We start from the raw sequence: 17,560 nt of genomic DNA on the forward strand, positions 1-17,560 counted from the left end.
AGGGTGAGTAATTGGTAATTGGTAATAAATTCTACTTTACCAATTACCAATCCAATTTTAAATCATTCCTAAATCTAAAATCAAAAATTATGATTACAGATAATGAAATTCGCCAACAAGGCTATACCTATTTTTTAGCTGAAGCTCCAGAATTATTACAGGCAATTGAACAAGATTTATTTAGTCTGTCAGAAGGTTATAGTATTACTAAAGTTCATAACTTAATGCGGGCTACTCATACAATTAAAGGGGGAGCAGCAACTGTTGGGCTAGATACAATCAAGATAATAGCCCATTCTTTAGAAGATATATTTAAGGCTCTATATAGCCCAGATGTACTTATCGATTCTGAATTGCAAACATTCCTACTAGACGCTTACGAATGTCTTCATCTAGCTGTCACAGCAGAATTAACATCAAGTAATATTAATAGCGAAGAACTTATCCAGAGAGCAACTTCTGTATTTGCACAACTACAAACAAAATTAGGTGATGCTTTTGGGGCTGAGGATCATATTCCTACTTCTGAAGAATTGGGATTTGATATTGTCCAGTCTATTTTTGAAGTGGGAGTCACACAAAGACTACAAAGCATTGCCGAAGCTATTAATAATTCACTAGATAATCAGGAATTAGCAGATTTTTTAAATTCTCAACTTGAGGTATTTTTAGGTTTAGCTGAATCTTTAAATTTACCTGGGTTGAAAGAACTATCTCAGACAATTATGGATGCACTAAAAGCTTATCCCCAGCAAGTGCGTCAAATAGCTGAAATTACCTTAACTGATTTGCAAGAGTCACAAAAAGCAGTTTTAGCAGGCGATCGCACTTCTGGTGGTTCACCTTCTTTAGCTTTGCAAACTTTGCTAAAAGTAAACAAAGATGATTCACCCACTACTAGTAGTTCATTAGCTACAGTTCCCAAGGTTGAGTCGTCTATCGTTCATACAAACAACTCTTTTGCTACCACATTTTTCAGAGTTACCACTGAATTTTATCAATTTTTAACTACAGTAGGCAATAGAAATAATGATACTTTAAAACCAGCAAATGCTAAGTTTTATTTAAAAGTAATTCGCTACATTTTTGGTTGGTTTAATCACTATAGAGAAATTCCAGAAACAGAACTGAGTTTAAGTTTGTTGATTTTTCCAAATGAACAAGAAAATTCAGAACATTATATTAAAAATTGGCTAAATCAATTTCTATATTTTATTGAAGATGAAGAAGATCAACAGAACCTTTGTCTTTATCGTCAAGGTGTTGTTTTGATAATTCTTCTAGCTATTGCCCAATTTCAATATTCAGTTAAAAAAGATGATCGTGCTATCTCAATTATCAGCACACTGAGAAAGCAAATCCGCAAATTAGGAAAAGAATATAAGAATTACCCTCCTATTACAGAACAGGCAAAAAAATGGCTAGACAGTCCTAAGTTACAAGAATTATTAGTTATTAAAGAAATATCTACTCTTGCATCTCCTCCCACTGACTATCATCTATTAGAGGAAATATGGGGAGGAGATACAATATCAGAAACAATCGAGCAAGCCGTCACAACTCATACCTTAGAAGATGTTAAAAATGATCCTTATTTAGGAAGTGTGACATCATCGGCTGTTATTGATCAAGTATTTACAAATATTCCTGAATCAGTCCTAGAAATTATTGCTGATGAACCCGTAATCAATAATACAGAAGTAGCAGATAAATCCCTGCCTGCCACTAATAATAATTCTCGGCAACCTTCATTTGTGCGTGTAAATGTAGAGGGATTGCAACACCTCAATTATTTAGCAGGAGAATTACTAATCTACCAAAAACGAAGTAGTTTATACGATGAACAAATCTTAGAACTAATTGAAAGACTAACTCAAAAACTGAGTCAACATCAATCAATTTTGCATCAATTACGTGATTTGTCTTTACAGGGAAATAATGTTTCCATAGAAACCATGCAAAAAGTTTCGGCTGTACAGTTTGATGCTTTAGAAATGGATGTATATACAGAATTTAATTTAACATTACATGAAGCATTAGAGGAAACACTACAACTACAAGAAACCTCTGAGTCTCTTGATTTACTTATGAGACAATCGGCTCAAATTAGTGATAAAAAATATAATTTAACTCTGAATATTATCGACAACTTGGTAGAAGCCAGGATGTTGCCTTTGGGAACTATTTTAAATCGCTTTCCGCAAATGGTGCATAAGCTAGGAAATGTTTATGCAAAACTTGTAGAATTAAAACTCATTGGTACACAAGTTCTCATAGATAAAGCCATCGCTGAAAAACTCTATGATCCATTATTACAATTAGTGCGTAATGCTTTTGATCATGGTATTGAAACTCCAGAAATTCGTCGTGGACTTGGAAAAGATGAAAAAGGTTTAATAGAAATCTGCGCTTATCATCAAGGCAGTCAAACTATTATCGAAGTCCGCGATGATGGTCAAGGTTTAAACTTAGAAAAAATTAGAGAAAAAGCGATCGCACTTAATCTGATACCAAATAATCATAATTTGACTGAATCTGAACTGATCGAATTCATGTTTTCACCTGGATTTTCCACTGCTGGTAAGGTAAATGAAATTTCTGGACGTGGGATGGGTTTAGATATTGTCCGTACTCAGTTACAAGGTCTTAATGGCTTGATTTCAGTACAGTCATCTCCCCATCAAGGAACAACATTCATACTCAAAATACCTTTCTCTATGACCACAGATAAACTAATGCTAGTTCAAGCAGGGGGGGTTGTTTATGCCTTATTGCTAGATAGTATCGAGAAAATCTTAATTCCCTCTGAGCAGCAAATCAAAGAGTTTGAAGGCAAACAAATTTTACATTGGCATTCGGGTGAGGATGAACTGATAGTCAACCTCTTAAAACTCTCAAAGTTGATGTATTATAATGGTTCATTTATTGGCAGTACTTATTTAAATAAAATACCCAGTAATCCTGATACGGAAATTATGAAAACCCCTGTGCTTTTGCTCAGACATAATCAAGGCATTTTGGGTTTAGAAGTTGACCAAATTATTGGTGAACAAGAATTAGTCATCAGACCTTTAGGAAGTGCCATTGCTCCACCCAAATACATCTATGGTTGTAGTAGTTTAGCTAATGGTAATCTTGTCTTAGTAATTGACGGAACTCTCCTGGTAGATTCTCAACAAATGCAGGCTACACTTGATGTAAGAGCGCTGCCAGCTAATTCTATATCTTCTGAACAAGCCTTGTTGATGTCGGAGGATGAGATTCAATCTATACCACTCTTGGCTGCATCTGCTCCCTTAAATACTATCAAACCACAACTAACTTCTTCTGTAGGGATAACTCATAAATTACCAAAAGTAGTTTTGGTTATAGATGATGCGATTAGTGTCAGACAAACTATTTCTCTAACTTTGCAAAAATGTGGCTATCAAGTAATACAAGCGCAAAATGGAGTAGAAGCTCTCGAACAATTGCAAGTACATCCAGAGATTGAGGTGATCATTTCTGATTTGGAAATGCCACGGATGAATGGATTTGAATTATTGAGTCATATTCGTCAAAATCCTGATTTTTCTCAAAAACCTGTGGTGATTCTCACTTCTCGTAGTTCTGAAAAACATCGTCAATTGGCTCAAGAATTAGGTGCGACGGCTTATTTAACTAAGCCTTATTTAGAACATGAGTTTCTATCTACTGTTGAGAGTTTATCGAACAAAGTTCAAAAGGTAGAAGCAACCCACGCTTAAAATAATAATCTTTGTATAGATGTTCCATGGAACGTCTATTTTTGTAAGGATTCAGGATACAGAATATTTGACATAGCAGGGAACAGAAAAGAAAAATATCCTTCTTCCTTCTGACTCCTGAATTCTTACCTATTTTTTCGGTCTGACTTCACCAAATTTAATCACAACCTTCGGAACGCTATGCGAACGGTAAGCTAACGCTAACGCAATACTTACAAATAAAATCAACGTCATACTCAATGCTTAACCAAAACCCCAATTTTGAATAGTTTATTCTCTTTCCCCCACATCTCGTAATACCGCATCAATTAGGGTAGGTTGGATATAAATTCCATTGGTGCGTAACTTGTCAATGTATAGCTTAATCTCAGCAATCAAGCCAGATTTTTTTGCCTTTCGCAAAATGCCAAGAGTGCCTATTCTGGGGATTCCTAAACGTTAACGGATTTAGTCATCACGTAACTCATCAGCAATTTGGTCATCATCGAGATTGATCACTGGGACTTGCAACCGTCCTAATTCATACATAAATTTTGGTTTATTCATGCTGCAAAAAGCGGCAGCTTGATCCAAAGACAATCTACGTAGTTCAAATAGTTTGACTGCAAGTAAAAATTTAAGTTCTGCTTCTAACGCTTGGGGTGATTTACCAGAAGTGATGAGTAAGTCATCAGGATATTCTAGAGATAAGGTGTGCATAATTCGCCTTTAGAGGATGTTTTAAAATTACCATAGAAAAAATTTCAGGATTTGGTCAAACATTTTTTCAGGTTTTCAATGATTCTAAAAACCTCCTCCTGACTTCTGTACAGATAAAGTGCAATGCTAAACCCCTACTACTCCCAAATTATTTTTTCGGTCTGACTTCACCGAATTTAATCACAAGTGCGATCGCAATACTCACAAACAAAATTAACGTCATACTCAACGCTGAACCAAATCCCCAATTTTGGGTAGCACCGAGAAACTGGTTATAAACTAACCGTGCTGCTGTCATGCTAGAAGCACCACCAAGTAATTCTGGATCGATAAAGTCCCCTAATGCGATAATAAATACCAGCAAAGAACCAGCAGCTATACCTGGTAAAACTTGGGGTACAGTAACGCGCAAAAAGGTTTGTCTTGGGTTTGCACCCAAATCGGCTGCGACTTCTAGCAACTCCTTGTCTAGCTTTTCCAAAGAGGCATACAACACTAAAACCATATAGGGTAGTAAGCTGTAACTCATGCCAATTAATACTGCTGAACTGCGATTGAGCAATTCTAATGCTGGTAAGCCGACACTGGTGAGTAAACTATTCAACAATCCAGTTGGACGCAGAATAGTAATCCAAGCATAAGAACGCAGCAATGAGGAAGTCCATAAAGGCAAAACAAACCCTAATAGCAACAAATTCCGCCAGCGCTTTGGTGCTATTTGAGCAATCCAATAAGCAACCGGAAAACCTAAAATTAAACAAATAATTGTCGTATTAATTGCCAAAAAAAGAGAATTAAATATTACTCGTAAGTAAAGTGGTTCGAGAATACGAATATAGTTTTGAAAGCCATTAGGATTGACAATATCACCTGGTCGAATATTGGTGACTAAACTCAATTCAAAAATTATTAATGTTGGTAGTAACAATAACAATAATAACCAAATCCCAGATGGTGCAAGTAATACCATAGGACCAAACCATTGGATTTGATAGCGATTCAATTGCGGCTTTTCTGCAATATCGCTGGGAGATTCTAGCGCCGAATTAGGAATTTTAATAGACACAGTCTGATACCAATCTTGGAATTATAGTAAGAATTCAGGAGTCAGGAGTCAGGAATCAGGAGTCAGGAGTCAGGAGTCAGGAGTCAGGAGTCAGGAGTTCAGAAGGAAGAAGGAAGAAGGAGGAAGAATATTTTTCTCTTCTGTTCCCTGCTATATCAAATATTCTGTATCCTGAATCCTTACGAATTATAGTAAATTTAAGCTAGTAATTGAGTCCAATATCGCTCATAAACTTCTTCAAATTTACCTATAGGAGTAGAGCGTTCACATTTTTCTAACAATGACTCTGGAGGAAATAAATTAGTATTTTCTTGAATTCGCTTTGGTAATTGCTCGAATCCGGCACGATTAGGAGTACTAATATTTAGTCTTTGACTGAGATTGGCGGCTACATCCGGTTGTAAAATCAAGTTAATCCAGGCATAAGCACCAGCCAAATTAGCGGCTGTTTTAGGAATGACAATAGTATCTGTCCATAGTGAAGAACCACTGCTAGGAATCACATATTTGAATTTGGGGTTTTCTTTCGATATATTGACTGCATCGGTAGAATAACACATAGCTAATAATAAATCTCCTGCGAGAAGTTGATTTTGCCAAGCATCAGTATCAAAAGAGGCAATTGCAGGTTTTAATATCTTCAACTTCTCATAAGCTTCTTTAACTTCTGTTTCATTTTGCGAATTGTAAGAATAACCGAGCATCTTTAATGTTGCACCCATTACCTCCCGCACATCATTGAGCAAAGTTATCCGCTTATAGAGTTTGTCTTGGTTTTGCCAAAGATATTCCCAATCTTCTGGTGGATTTTCCAGCTTTTCTGAGTTGTAAAGTAAACCCGTTGTTCCCCAATTGAAGGGAATGCTATAACGGTTGTCAGGATCATAGCTAGGATTCTTAAATTGGTTAAATAAATTGTCTAAACCAATTAAGCTTTCATGATTGATTTCTATTAATAAATTTTTCTCTACCATCTTCTGTACCATATAGTCAGATGGATAGATAATACTATACGTGCCAGCACCTCCAGCTTGTAATTTAGCCAACATCACATCGTTGGAATCATAAAAATCTGCAAAAACTTTTATCCCAGTTTGGGTAGTAAAAGTGGAAAGTAATTCTGAATCAGTATATTGAGTCCATGTATATATCTGTAGGTTGTCACTTTGACCAGAACTAGTATGGTTTGAACTCACATTAGCTAGTTTCCAGCCACAACTACTTAAAGACAAGCTAGAAACCGCTACCATGTTTTTTAGAAATTGCCTTCTGTTAGTCATTATGGATTTTTAAGCCTAGGTGCTTGACTAATAGCTAAACAGTCAGTTTCTGCCCACCAAATGTAGATTGGTGTGTCACGATCTGGTAAGCTACCAAAAGTATTGGGTTGTAAAATACTGATATTTATGCCGTTGGCTAATTCCACAACATAATTAACATGAGTACCCAAATACATAATATTAACTAACCTGCCTTCAAAGCAGTTCGTTGGTAGGTTTGGTTGATAAAGGGAAATTTGAATTTTTTCTGGACGGACACTTAATACAACTGCTTGCAATAATTCCGTTGGTGTATCGTCTGTACGTCCAGCAACGATTGAAAATCCAGTTTTGGTCAAAATTCTCACATACTCTGAATCTACATCTGTGATTTCACCGCTGAATAAATTTGTATCACCAATAAAATCAGCAACGAAGGCTGTTTGAGGATGTTCGTAAATTTCGCTAGGAGTACCGATTTGTTCAATTTTGCCTTGATTCATCACCGCAATCCGATCAGATAAGCATAGTGCTTCTTCTTGATCGTGTGTCACCATGACAAAGGTTAATCCTAAATTTTTATGGAGATTGCATAGTTCAACCTGCATTTCCTTACGCAGTTTTAAATCTAAGGCTCCTAAAGGTTCATCTAGGAGTAAGACTGCGGGACGATTAACTAAGGCTCTAGCTAAGGCTACTCGTTGCTGTTGACCACCAGAGAGTTGAGAAGGTAAGCGCGATCGCAAACTTTCCATCTTTACTAGCTTCAAAGCTTCCGTGACTCTGCTCTCCAGTTCTGATTTAGAGATTTTTTTTAACCGGAGTCCAAAAGCAATGTTATCCCACACATTCAGATGATGAAACAGAGCATAGCTTTGAAATACAGTATTGACAGGTCTACGATAAGGAGGAACATTAGTCATCGACTGTCCTTGAATCAGCAACTTGCCTGCGTCAACCCTTTCAAACCCAGCAATTAAGCGGAGTGTGGTTGTTTTACCACAACCAGAAGGGCCTAAAATACTAAAAAACTCTCCCTGTCTAACATCCAAGTCCACACCATGTACTGCTGGTTCTTGGTTGAAAAACTTGAAGACGTTACGCAGTTCAACATCAAGCGGCTGAAAAGTCGTTAAACTCTTCTGATTTTGCATCACAGTTTGAGCCATAGTCTTTAGTAGAATGCCATGATCTGACTAAACTTGGTTAAGCAATGTAGGCTATTAATATAGACTACGATTAACACTTTGGTTTATTGTATCTGGCAACAACACTCTGTTGAGAAATATACTTGCCATTGTTTTATCCCAAATGCCGGGCAGCAGCTGCAAAGCATTGATAATATTAATTTCATGCCTACTTTTAATTTTATGGCTATATTACCACCACTACTCAGTAATCAAAAAAATACACGTACCGTTGGACGTGGTTCCCAATCAGTATTTTTAATACTATTCACGTTATTGATGACATCTGGAATCGGCGCTCGTTTAGCTTATTTGCAGATTATTGAAGGGCCAAAACTCCGGCAAAGGGCAGAAGCTAACCGGATTCGGGTCATTCCTAAACAACCAGAACGGGGCAATATTTTTGATAGGAATGGCAAACTGTTAGCTACTACTCGCTATCCTCGCTCCGTGTATTTGTGGCCAATGGCACATACCAAACCCTCCTGGTCAGTTGTGGGGCCGCGTCTATCCAAGATCCTCGATATCCCTCAAGAGGAAATTGAAAAGAAACTAGAAGAAGCAGGGGCTAACTCCTCTTCTCTGATTCGCATCGCTCGTGACGTAAATGAAGCTCAAGTTACAGCCTTAAAAGAATATGAAACCGAACTGAAAGATGTAGAAATAAATACGGAAGCTGTGCGTTATTACCCACAAGGTATCAAATTAGCTCATCTACTTGGCTATACCCGCGAACTGACAGCCGAACAGCTAAAACAAAGAAAAACTGAAGGCTACCGTCTAGGAGATGTAATTGGCCAAATGGGCGTAGAAAAAGCCTATGAAAAAACCCTGCGTGGTGAATGGGGTGGACAGCAAGTAGAAGTAGATGGTGCAGGTAGACCGCTGCGGGTATTGGGAGAAAAAGAGGCAAAAGCCGGTAATGATTTACATTTGACAATAGATTTAGAACTGCAAAAAACAGCTACAAAAGCTTTAGGTAATCGTAAGGGGGCAATTGTGGCACTTAACCCCAACAATGGGGAAGTCTTAGCAATGGTATCTTATCCTACCTTTGACCCCAATATTTTTTCTAAACAAAAACTCTCTCAAAAAGATTGGGAAAGTGTCAAAGGTGAGGAGCATCCTTTGGTCAATCGTGCTTTAAGTGCCTTTCCACCGGCGAGTACCTTTAAAATTGTCACTACCACTGCTGGATTAGAATCAGGTAAATTTTCTCCCAACACAGTGCTACAAACCTATGGTTCTTTAACTATTGGTGGGACAAGGTTTGGTGAATGGAACCATGCGGGATTTGGCCCCTTGGGTTTTGTTGGTGCAATGCAGTGGAGTAGTGATACTTTCTTTTATCAAATTGGTAAGGGAGTAGGGGGTCCTAAATTGATTGAATGGACTCGCAAATATGGCTTTGGTGAAAAAACTGGCTTTGAGTTCTCCACAGAAGAAGCAAAAGGTTTGGTTCCTGATGAAAACTGGAAACGCAAAGTTTGGAAAATGCCGTGGACTGTAGGCGACTCTATTAATATGTCTATTGGTCAAGGTGCTTTACAGACATCACCTCTACAAGTCGCAGTGATGTTTGCTGTGCCGGCTAACGGTGGTTATCGAGTCAAGCCGCATTTGCTCAAAGACAACGGAGACGCGAAAAAATGGCGCGAATCTTTAAATATGAAGCCAAGTACTATCAACGTTTTACGTCAGGGATTGCGGAAGGTGATATCTGAAGGTACTGGTAAGGCTTTGAATAAACAAACTATTCCTCCAACGGCTGGTAAGAGTGGTACAGCTGAAGCTTGGAACCGTGGAGTGAAGGAGAATCATGCTTGGTTTGGCGCTTATGCACCTGCTGATAAACCAGAACTTTTGATTGTGGCTTTTGCTGAACATTCTGGCGGTGGTGGTGGTAGTGTGGCTGCACCAATGATTTTAGAAATCATGGAGGAATATTATTCTCGTAAGCATCCAGGGAAGAAGTAGGGGGCAGGGAGCAGGGGGCAGGGAGCAGGGGGAAGTTGACTAATTACCAATTACCAATTACCAATTACCAATTACCCAATCCCCAATCCCCAATCACTTCAACGGTTTGAGATTTCTAGCTTTGTAGAATGTTTCTAAACTATCGCGATCGCCTACAAAACGCCAATGCCACGGTTCATAACTCACTCCTTGGGAATTATCCTTGGGAAAAGACATCTCAAAGCTAAAACGAGCAGCATTAGCTTGTAGCCACCCAAAAGCTTTGGTATTTTCAAAATTGGCTTGGAGATTAGTCGCTGGTACTGCTCCATCCCCTATATCCACAGCATATCCTGTGTGATGCTCACTATGACCAGGAGGAGCGCTGAGAGCCGCTCTTTGGGCAGGTGTCTGATTGCGCTGGGCCCCTACATCGAAAAATAACTGCTCTTGGTCTTTGACTGAACGAAAGCCAGAAATTGGCGTTAAAATTACACCCGCACTTCTTGCCGCTTGTACCATTGCCAAAAACTTTTGGGCGGCTGCTTGCCGCATTTTAAGCCGCCCATCAGAGGTAATTGCTAATAGTTCTGACTCTGGGGCTTCAGGATATACCAAATGCCCCAAAACACTATCATTAGGGGTATTGGTCTGTGTCGGTACAGAATTAGCACCTACTGGTTGAGAATCTACTGTTTTTTTAGGGGGTGCTATGACAGAAAACAAGAAACCACTAATTACAGCCAGCAGCACAAATCCTGCTATTCCCCCAATAACTAAAACTAACGGTTGCAAGCGTAGCTTAGACCCTGTATCAGGAGTATCGCGTAAAGCCGCTGGAATATCATCCCCAGGGACAGCCGATGAGTTTTGCGGTTTTTCTGAAAAACCAGCCTTATTCAAGTCTCTGCTCCTGCTTGTGTTCAAATAATTAATTACTAAAAATTCTAGACGGGAAAAAATAGGCACAATAGCAATAGTAGGTATTATTTTACATCCCTATTTTTAATTAAAATTTTGATAAATCTTTTAGAACTATACGTCAAATTAGTGGGATTAGTCCTAGTAGGGGTTGTGTTGGGACATAAATTACCCCCCATATTTCCCAATCGTTTAGGTCAATTTTTGTTCTGGGTGGGAGTCCCCATCAGCATTGTGGCCTTTTTGCGGCAAACAGACCTATCAGGACAGATTTGGATTGCACCAGCGATAGCTCACTTAGCAATCTTACTAGGGGCATTTTTAGCTTGGTTAGGTATTAAAGGTCAAGCCTATTTCACAAATTCTCTTCCCCAATCATCAACCCAAGGTAGTTTTATTCTAGCGTCAATGGTGGGTAACACAGGTTATCTGGGTTTTCCCATCGCTTTAGCAATGGTAGGTAAAGAATACTTCGCCTGGGCATTATTCTACGATTTATTGGGATCACTCTTAGGATCTTATGGCTTGGGTGTCTTACTAGCAGCCCGTTTTGGCAACACAGTCCAAAATAATAGGCAGATGACTAAAGCAATTTTCATCAATCCTGCCCTCTGGAGTTTTGGATTTGGGTTGCTATTTCGTCAAGTATCAATTCCCCCAGTGATGGAATTTGCCTTAGATAAATTAGCTTGGAGTGGTGTTGCCTTATCCTTAATTTTAATTGGCATGAGACTTTCAAAACTAAATTCTTGGCACAAACTCAAACCAGCAGGAACCAGTCTGGTAATCAAAATGCTGGTAGTGCCTCTAATTTTAGGCAGCAGCTTACCGCTTTTTGGTATTACTGGTGATGCAGCACAGGTAATTGTCTTACAAATGGCCATGCCTCCAGCTTTTGCCACACTGGTAATAGCCGAAACCTTTGATTTAGATCGTGATTTGGCAGTAACCGCTTTAGCAATGGGGACTATGGTATTATTATTTACTCTCCCGGTTTGGTTGTGGCTGTTCTAATTTGAGATTTGAGATTTTGGATTGGTTAATTGTTATGCCACCAGTTCAGCAGGTTTAATAAGTTCATACTTTTCAAAAGGTTGATGAATCCAGGGGTTATCAGGTAGATAATCAGTATAGTAGTCTGGTGCAATGACTGAACAAGCTTTATACCAAATTACAGCAGTGCGAATTTCCTCAATTGGAAACTCACTATGTTCTTTTAACCAAGGAACTGTTTGCTGGATGGTAACTCCCGAATCGACTAAATCATCTACCAGGAGAATCCGGGAACCCAATTTATCACTAGTCATCGTCAAGTGACGAGAAACAATTAAACCACCTCTTTCTTGCTTACCAGCACCGCTATAAGATGATGTAGCTAAAATGGCCAGCGGTTGGTTGTATATTCTAGAGAGAATATCCCCCACTCGTAGTCCCCCTCTAGCAAGACAAACAATTTGGTTAAATTGCCAACCTGATTGATAAATCTTGACAGCCAACTGTTCAATTTTGTGATGATAATCTGACCAAGAAACATAAAGGTCTGACATAAAACGCAGGAAAGTGATTTTTAGTTAGTACTGAAAGTAAACCCCAACTATTTTAATATGAGCGCAAGTTATTATGAACGATTCTGCTGCTGATGGTGATTTTAAAAAAGATCCGACTAGTGAAAAATTAGATATTAAAACTAAACTGGCTTATGGTGCTGGTGATTTAGGCCCAGCAATTACTTCTAATATTGCGATATTTTTTCTACTTGTATTCTTTACTAACGTCGCCGGTATTCCCGCAGGTTTAGCAGGCAGCATTTTGATGATTGGCAAAATTTGGGATGCTGTCAACGATCCGGTGGTGGGATGGCTAACTGACAAAACTAAATCTCGTCGCTGGGGTCGTCGTTTGCCTTGGCTGCTATATGGTGCAGTTCCTTTCGGAATTTTCTTTTTCTTACAGTGGATTGTACCGCGATTTAGTGATGAACCAAGTAATAATATTTGGCCATTGTTTTGGTATTATGTAGCAATTGGAGTTGTATCTCAAGCATTTTTTACTGTTGTGAATTTGCCTTATACGGCAATGACTCCAGAACTATCTCAAGATTATGATGAACGTACTAGCCTGAATAGCTTTCGGTTTACCTTTTCGATTGGCGGCAGCATTTTATCGCTGATTTTAGCACAAATTGTTTTCTCTCAGATTGCAGATCCTCAACAACAATATCTAGTTTTAGCAGCTATTTGTACAGTTATTTCGGTTTTAGCCTTGTATTGGTGCGTTTTTGGAACACGCGATCGCATTATGGCTTTTGAAGCCAAACGTATTCAACTTGAGGAACCACCAGAAATTCCCTTCTTTGAACAGCTAAAAATTGTCTTTACGAATAAACCTTTTCTTTTTGTTATTGCTATCTATCTTTTTTCTTGGTTAGGCGTACAAATCACAGCCAGCATTATCCCCTACTTTGTCATCTACTGTATGGGATTAAAAAATTCAGAGGTTCCCACAGTTTTAATTGCTGTGCAAGCGACAGCTTTATTAATGCTATTTGTGTGGAGTAATTTAAGTAAGAAAATTGGTAAAAAACTTGTTTATTTCCTAGGAATGAGTGTATGGATTATCGCTGCTGCTGGGCTATTTTTCTTAAAATCTAATCAAGTTGGATTGATGTATGTTATGGCTATTATGGCAGGTGTTGGTGTTTCTACTGCTTATCTAATTCCTTGGTCGATGATTCCCGATGTCATTGAGTTAGATGAATTGCAAACTGGTCAAAGACGGGAAGGAATTTTCTATGGATTTATGGTTTTATTGCAAAAATTTGGTTTGGCTTTTGGGCTATTTATAGTCGGTAATGCTTTACAAGCATCTGGATTTAAGGAAGTTATAGCTGGACAAACTATATTACCTATACAACCTGATTCAGCACTATTAGCAATCCGTATTGCAGTTGGACCTATACCTACAATTTGTTTAATTATTGGCTTAATTTTAACTTTTTTCTATCCCATCACCCGCGAAATGCACGCAGAAATTATGTTGAAACTGCAAGAAAGAAGAGAGAATACTGGGGAATTAAGTGATTAAGCAGTTGATTTGTAAAACTCGCAATTATACTAAACACGGTTGGGAAATGGATTTTTGTAAGATTATGAAAAACCCAGATATGTGGAGGTTTAGTAGTGCTAAACCCCTACTTAGGAATCGAATAATTAAGTCGTTTTGAGTATAACGCTTAATTTGTTTTCACTGATTTTTATTTGTCAGTGACCAAAACTTTGTGAAACATCTTAATCTCCTTCATTGCAATGGAATTTCGGCATCCGCTGGCATTCCTGGTTTTGCTAACCTACCAGTTTGATCCAGGTTTAGTTTCACACCAAACACCTGTTGCACGCGATCGCTCTGAAAATAAACGTTCTCTGGGGTAAAGGAGGCTTTAGAATCTATAGCAGTAACGGTTGCTTTAAAAGACTTTTGGTGTTTGGGATCGTTATCTAAATAAACATTGGCAAGTTGTCCGACGCGAACTTGAGCAATTTGCCCACCGGGAATAAAGCCCCGCAGATAAACTTGACTCAAATCTACAACTCTCAGCAAGGGGCGCGATGGTAGAACCACTGTACCAGGTTCAACGCTGCGTGTCGTAACAATGCCATCAATCGGACTTTTCACTATCAAATTGTTCAAGCGACTCTGAATCAATTGTTGATTCGCTTGGGCAGTTTTCACGTCAGCTTGGGCGGCTGATATTGTGTTTTGTGCCTGTTGTGCTTGTGTCTGCAATCGACTGACATTAGTTTCTTGTCGCCCTGGATTCAGGGTTGTGGTTTGTGCTTGCGTCAATTTTCCCTGAGCAATGTTAACGGCTGTTTGTGCCGCTTCCACAGCGGCTAAACGGCTTTGCAAAGCAGCTTTGGCAGTATTGTGAATGGTTCGCGCCACTTCATAGCGTTGTTTGGTTTCAGCCCCTTCGATCGCCAGATGGGCGTAGCGATCGCTATCTACTCGCGCCTGTTCAACTAATGCCCGTGCCTCTAGAACTCGTGCTTGTTCTTGTTTGACAATAGCCTTTGCCGTTGATACAAGGGCTTTAGCTTCCGCAACTTTACCTTGGGTGTCACCTTGAGATTGCTGTAAATTCAGATTAGCATCTGCGAGTTGATCTGCGAGAATAGAGATTTGTAACCGGGCGTAAGCTTCTCGTTGTTTTGCCGCATTTACCTGGGCTGTGGCTGCGCTCAGTTCAGATTGTACTTCTTCATCACTAAGACGCACTAATAATTGTCCTTTTTTGACTGTATCTCCTTCTCGCACAGTAACTTCTTCCACCCGACCGATGCCCTTAGTACTGACATCAGTTTCGTAGCCTTCAATCCGTCCATTGAATTGAATGATGTTTGCAGGTTGGGGACGGAAAAACCCATACCAGACTCCGAAGCCGACAGATGCGATCGCCACAGTCCCCCCCAAAATCCACAACCAGCGCCGGGGTTTTTTCGGAGTGGGGATTTTTGACTCGTCAGACTTTGGCGGGGTTTTAATCGGTTTGGCAGAATTTATTGTCTGTGACATAAAATACACCCTGAATTAACTTAATTGACTACGATAGCGATTTGCACTCACCAGAACTGTCACGGTTGCAAACACAATCATGGCGATCGCATTTAAACCCCAAACTTCTAAACCTGCACCTTTAAGAAGAATGCTGCGAAGAATGATCAAGTAATGATAAAGCGGATTAATTTGGGCAATCCAGCGAAATATAAGCGGCATACTATTTACCGCCGTCACTGCACCGCCTAATAAAATAATGGGAATATTGAGAAATATCCCAATCAAAATTGTTTGCAATTTGTTCTCAGAAAATGTAGAAATTGCCAGTCCGATGGCAACACCAATCTGAATATAAAGAATAGAAAACAGCAGTAATAAAAATAAATTTCCGCGAAAAGGTAATGCAAAAACCCAGTGAGCAACGAGGAAACAAATCAGCAATGTACCTGTGAGTAAAGCAGATATCGGCACAATTTTAGAAATCAGAATATAAGTTGATGCAACTGGAGTCATCAACAACTGTTCTAGTGTTCCTTGATCCTTTTCTCGAACCGCTTCCACAGCCGCAGCGAGAATTGCACTCAACGTAATAATTGCCCCTAGCACACCAGGAACAAAGAACCAACTATCAAGCATTCCGGGATTGTAACGCAATGTCATGTCAGTTTGAACGGGGACTTCTAGCCCAGTTGACACAGGTTGATAGCGTTCTAATAAATCTAAGTTAAATCGAGTTGTAATTTGGCTGACATAGCCCTTTGCCAGTCCAGAACTGTAGGCGTTAATCCCATCAATTACAACCTGAACTTCTGATTTCTCAGTTTGCAGCAAATCACGAGCAAAACTAGGTGGAATGATTAATCCAGCATCGACTTCACCTCGCTCGACTTGTTGGGTGAGAGCTTGTTGACTGTTGGTGTGGCGAGATGCGAGAAACACACGATTGGCAGTAAACGCATCCACAAAATCTCGGCTGATTGTTACTTGATTTTGATCCAAAATACTTAGCCGTAAGTTCGTCACATTAGAATTCATCACATAGCCAAAAATCACCATTGAAATAATTGGCGCGATGGTGAGAAAAATTACCAGTTGGCGATTACGCAATAGTTCAGTGCTTTCTTTGATTAACAGAGCCAAGAGACGACGATTCAGCATTAGTATTCAGGAATTAGATATGTTTAAAAACCGGCGATACCACAAAGTGGTTGCCAAAGGCATCGCTAATACTCAAGCCGACCTAATACTAAATGAAATTCGTTCTACCTGAATCTACCCCAGGGATTGAATCGGCTCTCGGTGAGGATAAACACAAGCCAATAACAGATTGCTTTGCTTACCGAAGTCATACCCATCGCCTCTTAGAGTCTATTTTTATAGTACCTTATAGAAAAAGCAAGGTGAGAACTACGAACCGGCAGAGCGATCGCACTGATATAAGAAAATACTGATTTATGACAAGACAACCGCACGACCAACTAGCCAAAGAATATCTAGAAGAATTATTAAGACCTTTAGGAGAAGTTAAAACCAGTAAAGATGTAAAAAGCGAAGTTCAGGAAATAGATGTTTGGTTTGTTCCGACAACAACAGCTATAAATTCTGAATTAGGATTATTAGGAAAAATGGCGGTTACAAGCTTTGAATAGTAATGTCAACGATGAAGAAGTAAGGGAGTTAATTATGAGTTTATCACCAGCATATCTAAAACAACGGGAAGAATGGAAACAAGAGGGACTTGAAGAAGGACGACAAGAAGGACGACAAGAAGGACGACAATATGAACAGCGTTTGACGGTAGAGAGTTTGTTAGCAGTGCGTTTTGGTAATTTAGATGAGGAGTTATCTGCTATTGTGACTCCAATTATGGAACTTTCTCTCATAGAAAGAACCAAGTTGTTACTTAGCCTTTCTCGTGAGGAGTTATTAGCTAGGTTTAAAGTTGATTGAACTCAGGTTTTATTTGGAACTTCAATTAGTCAAAAATCTTAGGTTGGGTTAAGCGATCGCGCAACCCAACATTTTAATCTTCATCACTTCTACCATACTCTTGTACAAAAAAAAATCTGTCCGACTACTTTTATATTTTGCTTCATAACCCGCAACAAACGATTCTCGGCTCTTGCGTATCTTTTATGGAGAAAACTAAAATCAATAAAATTTAATGCCGAC

General features: G+C 39.1%; 13 protein-coding genes and 1 pseudogene. 5 read left to right on the plus strand and 9 right to left on the minus strand.

Translation table 11 applies throughout. The features are described from left to right. Positions 1-89: 89 nt before the first annotated feature. A complete protein-coding gene (locus tag VB713_RS09555; protein ID WP_323311327.1) occupies positions 90-3,746 on the plus strand; it encodes a hybrid sensor histidine kinase/response regulator in 3,657 nt (1,218 codons plus the stop codon). A gap of 270 nt (positions 3,747-4,016) precedes the next feature. On the opposite strand, the gene VB713_RS09560 is transcribed toward VB713_RS09555, so the two are convergent. The 5 genes from VB713_RS09560 to VB713_RS09580 form a co-directional block, all read right to left on the minus strand. Beyond that, on the minus strand, positions 4,017-4,175 hold the full coding sequence (locus VB713_RS09560; protein WP_323311339.1) for a DUF3368 domain-containing protein: 159 nt from the start codon (positions 4,173-4,175) through the stop codon (positions 4,017-4,019). 18 nt (positions 4,176-4,193) lie between these two features. Beyond that, positions 4,194-4,445: a UPF0175 family protein gene (locus VB713_RS09565; RefSeq protein WP_323311328.1), complete on the minus strand. Its 252-nt coding sequence runs from the start codon at positions 4,443-4,445 to the stop codon at positions 4,194-4,196. A 148-nt stretch (positions 4,446-4,593) separates the two neighbouring features. After that, positions 4,594-5,415 carry an ABC transporter permease gene (locus VB713_RS09570; protein ID WP_416242427.1) on the minus strand — a complete coding sequence of 274 codons (822 nt, stop codon included), beginning with the start codon at positions 5,413-5,415 and terminating at the stop codon, positions 4,594-4,596. A gap of 293 nt (positions 5,416-5,708) precedes the next feature. Continuing rightward, on the minus strand, positions 5,709-6,791 hold the full coding sequence (locus VB713_RS09575) for a spermidine/putrescine ABC transporter substrate-binding protein (RefSeq protein WP_323311330.1): 1,083 nt from the start codon (positions 6,789-6,791) through the stop codon (positions 5,709-5,711). Then, complete coding sequence (locus tag VB713_RS09580) at positions 6,791-7,939, minus strand: ABC transporter ATP-binding protein (protein ID WP_323311331.1); 1,149 nt, start codon at positions 7,937-7,939, stop codon at positions 6,791-6,793. Before VB713_RS09580 ends, VB713_RS09575 begins: the two co-directional genes overlap by 1 nt. Positions 7,940-8,140: 201 nt before the next feature. On the opposite strand from VB713_RS09580, the gene mrdA reads away from it, so the two are divergent. Next, positions 8,141-9,934: a penicillin-binding protein 2 gene (gene mrdA / locus VB713_RS09585; protein ID WP_323311340.1), complete on the plus strand. Its 1,794-nt coding sequence runs from the start codon at positions 8,141-8,143 to the stop codon at positions 9,932-9,934. Between the two features lie 93 nt (positions 9,935-10,027). Here mrdA and VB713_RS09590 read toward each other — a convergent pair whose 3' ends face one another. Further along, positions 10,028-10,816, minus strand: a complete 789-nt coding sequence (locus tag VB713_RS09590) for a M15 family metallopeptidase (protein ID WP_323311332.1) — start codon at positions 10,814-10,816, stop codon at positions 10,028-10,030. A gap of 114 nt (positions 10,817-10,930) precedes the next feature. Here VB713_RS09590 and VB713_RS09595 point away from each other — a divergent pair, with 114 nt between their 5' ends. Next, positions 10,931-11,848 (plus strand): AEC family transporter, encoded by a 918-nt coding sequence (locus VB713_RS09595; protein WP_323311333.1) that lies wholly within the window; start codon positions 10,931-10,933, stop codon positions 11,846-11,848. 32 nt (positions 11,849-11,880) lie between these two features. Here the strand turns inward: VB713_RS09595 and VB713_RS09600 are convergent, their stop codons facing one another. Next, the gene (locus VB713_RS09600) at positions 11,881-12,381 is read right to left on the minus strand and encodes a phosphoribosyltransferase (protein WP_323311334.1); all 501 of its coding nucleotides are present in this window, start codon (positions 12,379-12,381) and stop codon (positions 11,881-11,883) included. 73 nt (positions 12,382-12,454) lie between these two features. Here VB713_RS09600 and VB713_RS09605 point away from each other — a divergent pair, with 73 nt between their 5' ends. Beyond that, a complete protein-coding gene (locus VB713_RS09605; protein ID WP_323311335.1) occupies positions 12,455-13,918 on the plus strand; it encodes an MFS transporter in 1,464 nt (487 codons plus the stop codon). 213 nt (positions 13,919-14,131) lie between these two features. Here VB713_RS09605 and VB713_RS09610 read toward each other — a convergent pair whose 3' ends face one another. Further along, complete coding sequence (locus VB713_RS09610) at positions 14,132-15,406, minus strand: HlyD family secretion protein (RefSeq protein WP_323311336.1); 1,275 nt, start codon at positions 15,404-15,406, stop codon at positions 14,132-14,134. Between the two features lie 15 nt (positions 15,407-15,421). Next, positions 15,422-16,546, minus strand: coding sequence for an ABC transporter permease (locus tag VB713_RS09615; RefSeq protein WP_323311337.1), 1,125 nt, complete (start codon positions 16,544-16,546; stop codon positions 15,422-15,424). A 296-nt stretch (positions 16,547-16,842) separates the two neighbouring features. On the opposite strand from VB713_RS09615, the pseudogene VB713_RS09620 reads away from it, so the two are divergent. Continuing rightward, positions 16,843-17,338 (plus strand): annotated as a pseudogene (locus tag VB713_RS09620) (hypothetical protein). Positions 17,339-17,560 lie beyond the last annotated feature (222 nt).

This window comes from Anabaena cylindrica UHCC 0172 (genome assembly GCF_034931625.1).
In the GTDB taxonomy this organism is placed as follows: domain Bacteria; phylum Cyanobacteriota; class Cyanobacteriia; order Cyanobacteriales; family Nostocaceae; genus Anabaena; species Anabaena cylindrica_A.